The 13,405-nt window shown below is 72.0% G+C and carries 12 protein-coding genes and 1 tRNA gene; 8 read left to right on the plus strand and 5 right to left on the minus strand.

All coding sequences use genetic code 11. From position 1 onward, the window contains the following. The 3 genes from CCN33_RS00005 to CCN33_RS00015 all read right to left on the minus strand — a co-directional run. On the minus strand, positions 1-255 hold a 255-nt coding region (locus CCN33_RS00005; protein WP_086689818.1), incomplete at its 3' end, for an FmdB family zinc ribbon protein. A 67-nt stretch (positions 256-322) separates the two neighbouring features. Further along, positions 323-1,609 carry an MFS transporter gene (locus CCN33_RS00010; protein ID WP_086689795.1) on the minus strand — a complete coding sequence of 429 codons (1,287 nt, stop codon included), beginning with the start codon at positions 1,607-1,609 and terminating at the stop codon, positions 323-325. Between the two features lie 221 nt (positions 1,610-1,830). Beyond that, positions 1,831-3,372, minus strand: coding sequence for a potassium/proton antiporter (locus CCN33_RS00015; RefSeq protein WP_244173517.1), 1,542 nt, complete (start codon positions 3,370-3,372; stop codon positions 1,831-1,833). Positions 3,373-3,605: 233 nt separating this feature from the next. Here CCN33_RS00015 and CCN33_RS00020 point away from each other — a divergent pair, with 233 nt between their 5' ends. Beyond that, positions 3,606-6,428, plus strand: coding sequence for a penicillin acylase family protein (locus CCN33_RS00020; RefSeq protein ID WP_086689799.1), 2,823 nt, complete (start codon positions 3,606-3,608; stop codon positions 6,426-6,428). A gap of 72 nt (positions 6,429-6,500) precedes the next feature. Here CCN33_RS00020 and CCN33_RS00025 read toward each other — a convergent pair whose 3' ends face one another. After that, the gene (locus tag CCN33_RS00025; RefSeq protein ID WP_086689801.1) at positions 6,501-7,121 is read right to left on the minus strand and encodes a 5-formyltetrahydrofolate cyclo-ligase; all 621 of its coding nucleotides are present in this window, start codon (positions 7,119-7,121) and stop codon (positions 6,501-6,503) included. Positions 7,122-7,213: 92 nt separating this feature from the next. Here CCN33_RS00025 and galU point away from each other — a divergent pair, with 92 nt between their 5' ends. The 7 genes from galU to CCN33_RS00060 all read left to right on the plus strand — a co-directional run bounded on the left by galU (position 7,214) and on the right by CCN33_RS00060 (position 12,760). Continuing rightward, a complete protein-coding gene (galU, locus tag CCN33_RS00030) occupies positions 7,214-8,125 on the plus strand; it encodes a UTP--glucose-1-phosphate uridylyltransferase GalU (protein ID WP_086689803.1) in 912 nt (303 codons plus the stop codon). Beyond that, positions 8,122-9,438, plus strand: coding sequence for a molybdotransferase-like divisome protein Glp (gene glp, locus CCN33_RS00035; protein ID WP_086689805.1), 1,317 nt, complete (start codon positions 8,122-8,124; stop codon positions 9,436-9,438). Before galU ends, glp begins: the two co-directional genes overlap by 4 nt. 136 nt (positions 9,439-9,574) lie before the next feature. Then, complete coding sequence (moaC, locus tag CCN33_RS00040) at positions 9,575-10,054, plus strand: cyclic pyranopterin monophosphate synthase MoaC (RefSeq protein WP_086689807.1); 480 nt, start codon at positions 9,575-9,577, stop codon at positions 10,052-10,054. Then, the gene (locus CCN33_RS00045) at positions 10,051-10,578 is read left to right on the plus strand and encodes a MogA/MoaB family molybdenum cofactor biosynthesis protein (RefSeq protein WP_244173519.1); all 528 of its coding nucleotides are present in this window, start codon (positions 10,051-10,053) and stop codon (positions 10,576-10,578) included. Before moaC ends, CCN33_RS00045 begins: the two co-directional genes overlap by 4 nt. Positions 10,579-10,595: 17 nt before the next feature. Continuing rightward, entirely contained in the window at positions 10,596-11,228 is a 633-nt protein-coding gene (locus tag CCN33_RS00050; RefSeq protein ID WP_086689813.1) for a GNAT family N-acetyltransferase, read from the plus strand. A gap of 182 nt (positions 11,229-11,410) precedes the next feature. Continuing rightward, on the plus strand, positions 11,411-12,616 hold the full coding sequence (gene sepX, locus CCN33_RS00055; protein ID WP_086689816.1) for a divisome protein SepX/GlpR: 1,206 nt from the start codon (positions 11,411-11,413) through the stop codon (positions 12,614-12,616). Positions 12,617-12,686: 70 nt separating this feature from the next. Further along, positions 12,687-12,760, plus strand: a tRNA-Ala gene (locus tag CCN33_RS00060). A 128-nt stretch (positions 12,761-12,888) separates the two neighbouring features. On the opposite strand, the gene CCN33_RS00065 is transcribed toward CCN33_RS00060, so the two are convergent. After that, positions 12,889-13,405 (minus strand): class F sortase (locus tag CCN33_RS00065; RefSeq protein ID WP_107483873.1); only part of this gene is annotated, 517 nt, incomplete at its 5' end.

Raw genomic sequence — 13,405 nt, forward strand, 5'->3', positions numbered from 1 at the left:
CGAGGTGGACGACGACGAGGACTTCGCGTCCGAGGACGACGAAGACGACTTCGCGGCCGGGCTGCTGCTCGACGACGCGCCGCGCGAATCGTTGCGGTAGAAGCCGGAGCCCTTGAAGACAATGCCGACGGCGGAGAACACCTTCTTCAAGGGGCCACCGCAGCTGGGGCACTCGGTCAGGGCGTCGTCGGTGAACTTCTGCACCGCTTCGAGGCCTTCGCCGCAGTCCTTGCACTGGTACTGGTAGGTCGGCACTGTCTTCCTCCTGGCACTCTCACTCAATGAGTGCTAACGATGCTCCATAGTGACGCATTCCCGTGGATCAGTCCACCGTGACCGGCTCGCGGTGACCGACGCCACGCGCCACGGTACGGTTCCGGGCCCGCGCCACCAGCAGGGAACGCAGGGCGACGATCGTCGCCAGCGCCGGTACGGTCCCGGCCATCGGGACCAGGAACCCGGCGCCGTCCCACAGCCGGTCTTCCCATTGTCCCGCCACCGTGACGGCGGCCGCCTGACCCAGCGCCACCGCGCCCGTCAGCCAGGTGAACGCCTCGGTCCGGGCGCCCACCGGCACCAGGTCCTCCACCAGGGTGTACCCCGTGATCAGCGAGGGCGCGATGCACATGCCGACCAGCAGGCCCAGCCCGGCCAGCAGCGGCACCGAGTGCACCGTCCACAGCGCGGAGGTGGCCAGCGCGAGCGCCGTGTACCCGGCCATCAGCCGGCGCCGGGGCGACGACTTCCAGGCGATCGCGCCGCAGACCACCCCGGAGAGCATGTTTCCGGCGGCGAAGACGCCATAGAGGACGCCGTTCAGACCGGGCTCGCCGATGGACTCGGTGAACGCGGCCAGCGAGACCTGCATCCCGCCGAAGACCGCGCCGATGCCGAGGAACGTCACGATCAGCACCCGTACGCCGGGCACCCGGAGGGCGGACACGCGCGCGTGCGCGGCGTCCCCCGTCTCCTCGCCGCGCGGCGGCACCGGCGGCTGGGTACCCCGCTGGGCGGCGAACAGCAGACCGCCGACCAGAGTCAGCGCGGCCTCCGTGACCAGGCCCGCCGACGGCGTGACGGCCGTGCACAGCGCGGTCGCCAGCAGCGGGCCGACGACGAAGGTCAGCTCGTCGGTGACCGACTCGAAGGCCGCCGCCGTGCTCATCAGGGGCGAGCCCTTCAGCCGCGTGCCCCAGCGGGCCCGGACCATCGGGCCGACCTGCGGCACCGAGGCGCCGGTCGGCACCGCCGCCGCGAACAGCGCCCACAGGGGGGCGTGCGCCAGCGCGAGCGCCGTCAGGGTGAGGCCCGCGGCCGTGTGCAGGACGACACCGGGCATCAGTACCGCCCGCTGGCCGTACCGGTCCGCGAGACGGCCGCTGTACGGCGCGAACAGGGCCATGGAGACCCCGGTGACGGCCGCGGCCGCACCGGCCGCGCCGTACGAGCCGGTGGTGTGCCGCACCAGCAGCACGATGGAGATGGTGAGCATGGCGAACGGCTGACGTGCCGCGAAGCCGGGGACCAGGAAGGTCCACGCGCCCTTCGTGCGCAGCAGTTGGCCGTAACCCGGACGTGCCGACCGCTCGGTGGTGACCGTGGATGCCACGGCCCGTGCCTCTCTTCCGCCTGGTAGCGCGCCCGTGCGGGGGGCACCGAGAGCCGTCCTCTTGCGCGCGGAACTGCGGTAGATACCGGTGGAACTGCTGAGGTCCGGCCGCCATACGGTCGCGCCAGCTCTGCGTCAGACGAATCGGACAGATTTGGTTCGATCAGATGCCCTGATCGTACAGGCGGCTCCCGCCGCCCGACCTGTGAGAACCAGCACCCTCAGTGCCGGTGCTGCCCGCCGCCCGTGCCGAGCCAGTCGGCCAGCTTGCCGCCCTGGGCGACCGCGCGGAGCCGGCGTTCGGCCTGGTCGCGGACCGGGTCGGTGGCCACCACCAGCAGTTCGTCCGCGTGCCGCAGCACGGTCGTGGGGGAGGGCACGAAGGACTTGCCGTCCCGGACGACCAGCGTGACGGCGGCGCCCGGCGGCAGCCGCAGCTCGCCCACCTCCACGCCGTTCATCCGGGAGTCGTCCGGGATGGTGAGCGAGAGCAGATGGCCGCGCAGCCGTTCCAGCGGCGCCGACTCGATGCCGAGGTCGGACGCCTCGCCCACCTCGCCGAGCCGCAGCTTGCGGGCCAGCCAGGGCAGGGTCGGCCCCTGGACCAGGGTGTAGACGACGACCAGCACGAAGACGATGTTGAACAGCCGGCGGCTGCCCTCGACCCCGCTCACCATGGGGATGGTCGCCAGGATGATGGGGACCGCGCCGCGCAGCCCCGCCCAGGACATCAGCGCCTGCTCCTGCCACGGCACCCGGAACGGGGTCAGGCTCACCACCACGCTCAGCGGCCGGGCCGCCATGGTCAGCACCAGTCCGATGATCAGCGCGGGCACCACGTCGTCGCCCAGCTCGTGCGGGGTCACCAGCAGGCCGAGCAGGACGAACATGCCGATCTGCGCGATCCAGCCGAGCCCCTCCGCGAACCCGCGCGTGGCCGGCCAGTGCGGCAGCTTGGCGTTGCCCAGCACCATGGAGGCCAGATAGACGGCGAGGAAGCCACTGCCGTGGGCCAGCGCGCCCGCCGCGTACGCGGTGACGGCGATGGCCATGACGGCGATCGGGTAGAGACCGGAGGCCGGCAGGGCGACGTGCCTGAGCCCCCAGGAGCCGAGGAAGCCCACCGCCAGACCCAGGGCGGCGCCGATGGCCAGCTCGAGCACGATCTCGGCCAGCAGGATGTACCAGTGCTCCACCGGACCGGCACGGCAGAAGGCGACGACCAGGATGACCACCGGGGCGTCGTTGAAGCCGGACTCCGCCTCCAGCGTGCCCGTCACCCGCGAGGGGAGCGGGATCCTGCGCAGGACGGAGAAGACGGCAGCCGCGTCCGTCGAGGACACCACCGCGCCGACGATGAACGCCTGCCGCCACCCCAGTCCGACCAGGTAGTGCGCGCCCGCAGCCGTCGCGCCGACGCTCACCGCCACGCCCACCGTAGCCAGCACGGAGGCGGCCGGCAGGGCCGGCCGCACCTCCTTCCACTTCGTGCCGAGACCGCCCTCGGCCAGGATCACGACCAGGGCCGCGTACCCGATGACCTGGGTCAGTTCCGCGTTGTCGAAGTGGATGTTCCCCACGCCGTCGGAGCCCATGAGGACGCCGATCCCGAGGTAGACGAGCAGGCTGGGGAGCCCGCTGCGCGAGGAGATCCGCACGGCCGCGACCGCGACCAGGAGGATCAGCGAGCAGGCGAACAGGAGCTGGTTGAGGTGGTGGACAGTCAGCGGCGCATCCCTTCCTTGGCCCGCGCGGGGGCGCACGTGGGCTCGCGTACACAAGACACCGAGGGGCGGCGGACCGCACCCGACTACTTCGTTACCTTACCTAACTCTTGACGCTTCCTTGACGCTCGGGTTGGCAAGATCGAACGCCCGTGCGCGCTGCTTCCCGACTCCGCGTCAAGTGGTTCCGGGGCCTGCGCCTATGGTTGCTCCAGCGCTCATTCAAAGTCACAGCCCCGCCTGCCGCTCGCGTGAGGACAGCAAGGACAGCGATGCCCCCCAACACCACCGCCACATCGGGTGACAAGCCCGGCACGTCCGGCAGGAAGAAGGGGCGCAAAGCCCGACTTGTCGTGATTCTGCTGGTCCTGGCCCTCATCGGAGGCATAGCCTTCGGGGCGTTCTGGTCCATCAGCACGGTGCGTGCCTCCTTCCCGCAGACCAAGGGATCGGTCACGCTCGAGGGCCTCTCCGGCCCCGTCGACGTCAAGCGCGACGGCTACGGCATCCCGCAGATCTACGCCTCCTCCGACGCCGACCTGTTCATGGCCCAGGGCTACGTGCAGGCGCAGGACCGGTTCTACGAGATGGACGTGCGCCGCCATCTCACCTCCGGCCGCCTGTCGGAGATGTTCGGCAGGAGCCAGGTCAAGAACGACGCGTTCCTGCGCACGCTGGGCTGGGACCGGGTGGCGAAGCAGGAGTACGACACCAAGCTGTCGGCCTCCGCGAAGAAGTACCTCCAGGCGTACGCCAAGGGTGTCAACGCCTACCTCAAGGGCAAGGACGGCCAGGACATCTCCCTGGAGTACGCGGCCCTGGGGTTCACCAACGACTACAAGCCCGCCGAGTGGACCCCGGTCGACTCCGTCGCGTGGCTGAAGGCGATGGCCTGGGACCTGCGCGGCAACATGCGCGACGAGACCGACCGCGCCCTGATGACCAGCCGTCTGACCCCGCAGCAGATCCGCGAGCTGTACCCGGACTACCCCTACGACCGGAACAAGCCGATCGTGCGCGAGGGCCAGTACAGCGCGCTGGGCAAGACCTTCCAGCAGGACGGCGCCCCGTCGGGAACCAGCACGGGAACCGGCACGGGCACGCAGGGTTCGGCGGGCAGCACCGGCACGGGCGCCGGCGGCCAGGGCAGCCAAGGCAGCCAGGGCACGACCGGCACCGCGGGAGGTACCGGTACCGGCCTCACCGGCCAGCTCACCGGCCTCACCAAGGTCCTCGACGACCTCCCCACCGCCGTCGGCGTCAACGGCCAGGGCATCGGCTCCAACTCCTGGGTCGTCTCCGGCGCGCACACCATCACCGGCAAGCCGCTGCTCGCCAACGACCCGCACCTCTCCGCGTCGCTGCCCTCGGTCTGGTACCAGATGGGCCTGCACTGCCGGAACGTCTCCAGCAAGTGCCAGTACGACGTGGCGGGCTACACCTTCGCGGGCATGCCCGGTGTGGTCATCGGCCACAACGGCAGCATCGCGTGGGGCATGACCAACTCCGGCGTCGACGTCAGCGACCTCTACCTGGAGAAGATCTCCGGCGACGGCTACCTCTCCGACGGCAAGGTCCGCCCCTTCCGCACCCGCGAGGAGACCATCAAGGTCGCCGGGGGCGCGTCCAAGAAGATCGTCGTACGCCAGACCGCCGACGGCATGCCGCTGCTCTCCGACCGCGACGACGAGCTGGTGGAGGTCGGCCGCAAGGCCGGCGTCGACACCGCCGCCCCGGACCGTGGCGACGGCTACGGCATCGCGCTGCGCTGGACCGCGCTCGACCCCGGCACCTCGATGGACGCCGTGTTCGCCATGGACAAGGCGTCCGACTGGACCGGGTTCCGCAAGGCCGCCGCGCTCTTCGACGTGCCGTCCCAGAACCTGATCTACGCCGACTCCGAGAACATCGGCTACACCCTGCCGGGCAAGATCCCCACCCGCGCCACGGGCGACGACGGCTCGGTGCCGGCGCCGGGCTGGGACTCCAAGTACCGCTGGACCGGCTTCCTGAGCCAGGACGAGCTGCCCTACGAGTACAACCCGAAGCGCGGCTACATCGTCACCGCCAACCAGGCCGTGGTCGACAAGGACGCGTACCCGTACACCCTCACCACCGACTGGGGCTACGGCACCCGCAGCCAGCGCATCGCCGACCTGATCGAGTCCAAGATCAAGGACGGCGGCAAGGTCTCCACCGACGACATGCGCCAGATGCAGCTCGACAACAGCAGTGAGATCGCCAAGCTGCTGGTGCCCAAGCTGCTGAAGCTGGACCTGGACGACCCCGAGGTCCGCAAGGCGCAGAAGCTGCTGGAGGGCTGGGACTACACCCAGGACGCCGACTCGGCCGCGGCCGCCTACTTCAACGCCGTGTGGCGCAACATCCTCAAGCTCGGCTTCGGCGACAAGCTCCCCAAGGAGCTGCGCGCCAAGAACCAGTGCCTGTGGGTGGAGCGCGCGGGCAGCACCGGCCCGCTGGACGACCGGAGCAAGGTCCGCGAGTGCGGTCAGCGGGACGCCGACCAGGCGCAGCCGGACGGCGGCGACCGCTGGTTCGAGGTCGTGCGCACGCTCATGGACAAGCCGGACAGCCAGTGGTGGCAGGCGCCCAAGTCGGGCAACCGCCCGGCCGCGCACAACCGCGACGAGCTGTTCACCCGCGCCATGATCGACGCCCGCTGGGAGCTGACCGCCAAGCTCGGCAAGGACATCGACACCTGGAGCTGGGGCCGCCTGCACCGGCTGTTCCTGAAGAACCAGACCCTCGGCCTCCAGGGCCCGGAGCTGCTCCAGTACGCGCTCAACCGCGGTCCCTGGAAGCTCAGCGGAGGCGAGGCCACCGTGAACGCCACCGGCTGGAACGCCGCCGGGGGCTACGGGGTGGTGTGGGTGCCGTCGATGCGCATGGTCGTCAACCTGGCCGACCTCGACAAGTCCCGCTGGATCAACCTCAGCGGCGCCTCCGGGCACGCCTTCAACGCCCACTACACCGACCAGACCGACAAGTGGGCCGACGGTGATCTGCTGCCCTGGTCCTTCTCGGCCAAGTCGGTCGACGGCAGCACGAAGGACACGCTGAACCTGCGGCCGTGAGTCGCTGACAGCGTCAACCGCACGAAGGCCCTCCACGCGCGCGTGGAGGGCCTTCTCTCCTGTCAGGGGCGCTCAGGGGCGCGCGAAACGGCGTACCCCCGTCGGTGTCACCACGGCGTGCACCGGGCGGTCGTGCGCCTCGGCGGGCACCCGCGCCACCACCTCCGTGTCGTACAGCAGCACCACGAGCGCCGGACGCGCGCCCGCGCGCTCCAGGCGTGCGAGCACCCGGTCGTACGACCCTCCGCCCCGCCCCAGCCGCATCCCGCGCCCGTCCACCGCGAGGCCCGGCAGCAGCACCACGTCCGCCTCCGTCACCGCGCCGGGTCCGAGGCGCGGCCCGGCGGGCTCGGCCAGCTCCATCCGCCCGCCGTGCCGGACCACCGCCAGCGAGCCGGGTCCGGTGTACGGGCCCCAGTCGAGGTCGTCGTCGGGGAGCAGTACCGGCAGCAGCACGCGGGTGCCGCGCTCGCGCAGTGCCTCCAGGAGCGCTGCCGTACCGGGCTCGGTGCCGACCGAGACGTAGGCGGCGACCGTGCGGGCGGCGGCGAGTTCGGGCAGGGCGAGGGCGTGCGCGGCGAGGGCGCGCTCATGAGCGAGAAGGTCCTCCTCGCTCAACCCCCTTCTGTTCGCCAGGAGTTCACGCCGTAGACCCCGCTTGCCGGGGTCGTTCGCACGTTCGTCGGATTCCACCTGTGGCCGCCTCCATTTCGGTCCGCGATTATCACGCTCACCTAAGCGGAGCAGGGGATTTCCCCCCAAGGGCACCGGTTAGAGTGGCGCGCATGACTGAGTTGCACCCGAGGATCAGCAAGGCTGTCATTCCGGCAGCCGGGCTGGGTACCCGCTTTCTGCCCGCGACCAAGGCGACGCCCAAGGAGATGTTGCCGGTCGTGGACAAGCCGGCCATCCAGTACGTGGTCGAGGAGGCGGTGACGGCGGGCCTCGAGGACGTCCTCATGGTCACCGGACGCAACAAGCGTCCGCTGGAGGACCACTTCGACCGCAACTACGAGCTGGAGTCGGCTCTCGGCAAGAAGGGCGACGCCGACCGCCTCGCCAAGGTCCAGGAGTCCAGCGACCTGGCCACCATGCACTACGTCCGCCAGGGCGACCCCCGCGGCCTCGGCCACGCCGTGCTGTGCGCCGCGCCGCACGTCGGCAACGAGCCCTTCGCGGTCCTCCTCGGCGACGACCTGATCGACCCCCGCGACCCCCTGCTCCAGCGCATGATCGAGGTGCAGGAGCAGCACGGCGGCAGCGTGATCGCCCTCATGGAGGTCGCCCCCGAGCAGATCCACCTCTACGGCTGCGCGGCCGTGGAGAGCACCGAGGACGGCGACGTCGTCAAGGTGACCGGCCTGGTCGAGAAGCCCGACCCGGTGGACGCCCCGTCCAACTACGCCATCATCGGCCGCTACGTCCTCGACCCGCACGTCTTCGACATACTGCGCAAGACCGAGCCCGGCCGGGGCGGCGAGATCCAGCTCACCGACGCCCTCCAGCAGCTCGCGGAGGACGAGAAGGTCGGCGGTCCGGTGCACGGCGTCGTCTTCAAGGGCCGCCGCTATGACACCGGCGACCGTGCCGACTACCTGCGTGCCATTGTCCGTCTCGCGTGCGAACGTGAGGACCTGGGCCCGGACTTCAGGACCTGGCTGCGCAGTTTCGTCGCCGAGGAGATGCAGGAACGTTGAGCACCGCCGCGAACCGTCCCGTCGGACCGGACCACGTGTGGTCGGTGGACGAGCACCTCAAGGACATTCTCAGCACCGTCCGCCCGCTCGACCCCATCGAGCTCCAGCTCCCCGACGCGCAGGGCTGTGCGCTGGTCGACGACGTCATGGTGCCGGTGTCCCTGCCGCCCTTCGACAACAGCTCCATGGACGGTTACGCGGTACGGGTCACGGACGTGACCGGCGCGAGCGAGGAGTACCCGGCGGTCCTGGACGTGGTCGGTGACGTCGCCGCCGGCGACGCCGCCCCGGTCCAGGTCGGCCCCGGCCAGGCCGCGCGCATCATGACCGGCGCCCCGCTGCCGCCCGGCGCCGAGGCCGTCGTCCCCGTGGAGTGGACGGACGCCGGGCTCGGCGGCGGCCCGGCGAGCGGGATGCGCGCCCGCGCCCAGGCGCCCGAGGGTGCCGAGGGCCAGGTCCGGATCTTCCGGCCCGCCGCGACGGGGGCCCATGTCCGGCCCAGCGGCAGCGACGTACGCGCCGGTGACCGGGCGCTCGCCGCGGGCACCGTCCTCGGGCCGTCCCAGATCGCGCTGCTCGCCGCGATCGGCCGGGGCACGGTCCGGGTGCGGCCGCGCCCGCGCGTCGTCGTGATGTCCACCGGCAGTGAACTCGTCCAGCCGGGCGAGCCGTTGGAGCACGGCCAGATCTTCGACTCCAACAGCTTCGCCCTCACCGCCGCCGCCCGGGACGCGGGCGCCATCGCCTACCGGGTCGGCGCGGTCGCGGACGACGCCGACGTGCTGCGCTCCACCATCGAGGACCAGTTGGTCCGCGCCGACCTGCTGGTCACCACCGGCGGGGTGAGCGTCGGCGCGTACGACGTGGTCAAGGAGGCGCTCACCGAGGTCGGCGAGGAGGAGGGCGGCGGGGTCGACTTCCGCAAGCTCGCCATGCAGCCCGGCAAGCCGCAGGGCTTCGGCGCGGTGGGCCCCGACCACACCCCGCTGCTGGCCCTGCCCGGCAACCCGGTGTCGTCCTACGTCTCGTTCGAGCTGTTCGTACGCCCCGCCATCCGCGCTCTGATGGGCCTTCCCGAGGTCCACCGGCCGCGCACGCGGGCCACCCTCACGGTGGACGGACCGCTGCGCTCGCCCGAGGGCCGCCGCCAGTTCCTGCGTGGCAACTACGCGGACGGCGAGGTCACCCCCGTGGGTGGCAGCGGCTCCCATCTGATCGCCGCGCTGGCCCACGCCAACGCGCTGATCGTGCTCCCCGAGGACGTGACGGAGGCCGAGCCCGGCACCGAGGTCGAGGTCGTCCTGCTCGGCTGACCTTCCCCCGCCCCCGCGCGGGGGCGTGAGCGGGTCCCGGCCCGGTGCCCGAGCCCACTTGGCGGTACCGTGGCGCGCACAGGAGGCCCGCGCATCGCCCGCGCCGGCGGGCCGCGAACGGGAAGCACCGCACACCATGAGTACGCACGACCGACTGACGCACATCGACGAGGCGGGCGCGGCCCGCATGGTCGACGTATCCGGGAAGGAAGTGACCGCGCGCACCGCCCGTGCCAGTGGCCGGGTGCTCGTGTCCCCGCGCGTGGTCGAGCTGCTGCGCGGTGAGGGAGTGCCCAAGGGCGACGCCCTGGCCACCGCCCGGATCGCGGGCATCATGGGCGCCAAGCGCACCCCGGACCTGATCCCGCTCTGCCACCCGCTGTCGGTCTCCGGTGTGACGCTGGACCTCGCCGTCACGGACGAGGGCGTGGAGATCCGGGCCACCGTGAAGACCACCGACCGCACCGGCGTGGAGATGGAGGCCCTCACCGCCGTCTCGGTCGCCGCGCTCACCGTGGTCGACATGGTGAAGGCGGTCGACAAGGGCGCCGTCATCACCGACGTGCGGGTGGAGGAGAAGACGGGCGGCAAGTCCGGCCACTGGAGCCGGGCGTGACCGGCACCCCGTACCGCGCGCTGGTCGTCACCGCCTCCAACCGCGCCTCCGCCGGGGTTTACGCCGACAAGGGCGGCCCGGCCGTGGCCGAGGGTCTCACCCGCCTCGGCTTCATCGTGGACGGCCCGCAGGTGGTCCCGGACGGCGACCCGGTCGAGGCCGCCCTGCGCGCGGCCGTGGCGGCCGGGTACGACGCGGTCGTCACCACCGGCGGCACCGGCATCTCGCCCACCGACCGCACCCCCGAGGCCACCCGCGCGGTCCTCGACCGCGAGGTACCGGGCATCGCCGAGGCGATCCGGGCGTACGGGCGGGAGAAGGTGCCCACCGCCGCGCTCTCGCGGGGCCTGGCCGGGGTCGCGGGCGGCACGCTGATCGTGAACCTGCCGGGTTCGAGCGGCGGGGTCCGCGACGGACTCGCGGTGCTGGAGCCGCTGCTGACGCACGCCGTCGACCAGATCCGCGGCGGCGACCACCCCCGGCCCGACGCACCGGGCCACGCGGGCGCCGGGGGTGCGAGCTGACCGGCAGATCCTGGCCCGTGGTGCTGGTGGACGGCGATGTCGTCCTGCGGCCGATAAGGGTGCGCGACCAGCGTGCCTGGCGTGAGGTCAACCGGCGCAACCGGGACTGGCTGCGCCCCTGGGAGGCGACCATCCCGCCGCCCACCCCGACCGGGCCGATCACGCACCGGCCCACCTACCGCCAGATGATCCGGCACCTGCGTTCCGAGGCGACGGCGGGCCGGATGCTGCCGTTCGTCATCGAGTACCAGGGGCGTCTGGTGGGCCAGCTGACGGTGGCCGGGATCACCTGGGGTTCCATGTGCTCGGCGCACATCGGCTACTGGGTGGACCAGTCGGTCGCCGGGCGCGGGGTGATGCCGACCGCCGTCGCGCTCGTGTCCGACCACTGCTTCCGCGCGGTAGGGCTGCACCGTCTGGAGGTCTGCATCCGCCCGGAGAACCGGCCCAGCCGGCGCGTGGTGGAGAAGCTCGGCTTCCGCGAGGAGGGTCTGCGGCCGCGTTATCTGCACATCGACGGCGCCTGGCGGGACCACATGGTCTACGCGCTCACCGCCGAGGAGGTCCCCGGCGGCCTGGTCGACCGCTGGCGGCGCATCCGCGCGGAGCGGCCCGGTCAGCCGGGGAATGCGAACAGCGCCGGAAATTGAATATCTGTTCGAATTAATGCCCGGGGCGACCATCTCGGTACCGTCTCCGGGCATTCAATTCCCCCTTCGACGGTCCACTGATCGCATCGATCGCAAAAAAAGCTGGAAATATCAGCCAGATCGTGCGACACACCGGCTCAATTGGCGGATGGCTCCGAGCAAATCCCTCTACCGTGTGAGTCGTGAGCAGCAGCGGCCTCATCTACGCAGTCATCGTCGGGGCCTGGGCCGCCTACTTGGTGCCGATGTGGCTCCGTAGGCAGGACGAGCTGAACGAGGCCCGTCCGACGGAACGCTTCAGTACCGCCATCCGGCTGCTGTCCGGAAGAGCGGGAATGGAGCGCCGGTACGCCAAGGACCTGCGGGCGCGCTCCACCCAGGAGGGGGAGCCGGACGCCGGTGACCCGGACGTCGCCACCGACCCGGTGGACGTCCGGGACTTCGCCGTGCCTCCGACGCGCCGTCAGGTCCGGGCGGACGCCGAACCCGAGCGGCAGGTGCGGGCGGAAGCCCCGCGCGACCAGGTGGCCCCTGCGGCCCCCAAGTCGCCCTCCGCGCAGGCGCATCCGCCCCGCAACGCCCAGGCACCCGACCCCGAACACGTCCTCGCCCGGCGCGCGCCCTCGGCGCAGGCGGCCGCGGCGCGCGCCCAGCGCACGAAGGTGCTCGCCCGCAGACGGCGCACCACCGTGCTGCTGTTCCTCGCCTTCACCCTCGGCGCGATCGCCGCCGCGGTGGGGGGCCTGGCCCTCCTCTGGGTGCCCGCCGTGCCGGCCGTGCTGCTCAGCGCGTACATCGGTTACCTGCGCCGGCAGGAACGGCGCCGGTTCGCCTTCCAGATGGACCGCAGGAGCGCCGAGGACGCGGCCGCCCGGCTGCGTGAGCGCGCCGGCCAGCCGCGTCGCCGTGCCACCCCCGAGGCGGCCGTCGTCGCCGACGAGCCGGAGGAGGGAACGGGGCCGCACACCGACCCCGCTCTGTCCGCCGCCCTCGCCGCCGACCGGCGTGCCCTGGTCGAGCAGACCGACCACGCCGAGTGGGTCGACCAGCAGCGCGAGCGGCAGCGCCGCCCCGGCCACGGCGAGAGCTGGGACCCGGTGCCGGTGCCGCTGCCCACGTACGTGACCGCGCCGGTCGCCCCGCGTGCCACCGCCGACGTGGACCTGGGCGCCCCCGGCACCTGGAGCTCGGCCCGCTCCAGCGCCGTCACCCCGGACCAGCGCCCCGAGGTCCCGCCGGCCGATCCGGTGCCGGCCGAGGAGCGACCGGAGGACGCGCGGGGCGACGCCCGGCGCAGCGCCTCCGCCCGTCGCTCCCGCGGGCGGGGCCGCACCCCGCTGTTCGACCAGTACGAGGACGGCGACCGGCCGCGCGCCGCCAACGAGTGACCCCTCTGACCAGTCCCGGAGCGGATTTCCGAGCACGCCGATCGGGATGCTAGAGTTTCACTCGTTGCAAGGGCCTGTGGCGCAGTCCGGTAGCGCACCTCGTTCGCATCGAGGGGGCCAGGGGTTCAAATCCCCTCAGGTCCACGTAACGCTCCTCCCGAGTCCGCTCGGGAAGAGTTCACGAGACCCCGTCCGATCTTCTGATCGGACGGGGTCTCGTCGTTTCCGGGTCTTTCCCGCCCGGTGTGGTGGTCCGGGCCGGTGTCGCCCTGTCAGCCCTTGGCGGGCACCAGGTCGCCGTAGACGATGATGTTGTCCGGGCGGTGGCCGTTCTCGATGGCTCCGCCGCAGGTGATCAGGCGGAGTTCGGGGCGGGTCGTGTCGCCGTAGACCTTGTCGGTGGGGAAGGCGTCCTTGTCGACCTGCTCGACCGTGCGGACGGAGAAGACGGCGGAGGAGCCGTCGGCGCGGGCGACCGTGATCCGGGCGCCCTGCTTGATCTTCCCGACGTTCCGCAGCACGGCCGGGCCCTTCACGGTGTCGTAGTGGCCGATCAGGACGGCGGGGCCGGTCTCGCCGGGCGTGACGCCCTTGGAGTACCAGCCGATCCGGCTCGCCTGTGCCACGGAGGGCACCTCCACCGTGCCGTCGGCGGCGAGGCCCAGCTTCAGGACCGGGCCGGTGTCGACGCCCGCGGCGGGGATCGTGACCCGGACCGGGAGCGAACGGGCCATCGGCGCCGCCGGCTTGACGGGTGCGGCGGCGCCGATGGCCCGTTCGCTCCCGGTC

It is taken from the genome of Streptomyces recifensis, from assembly GCF_002154615.1.
Lineage (GTDB): Bacteria > Actinomycetota > Actinomycetes > Streptomycetales > Streptomycetaceae > Streptomyces > Streptomyces griseoluteus.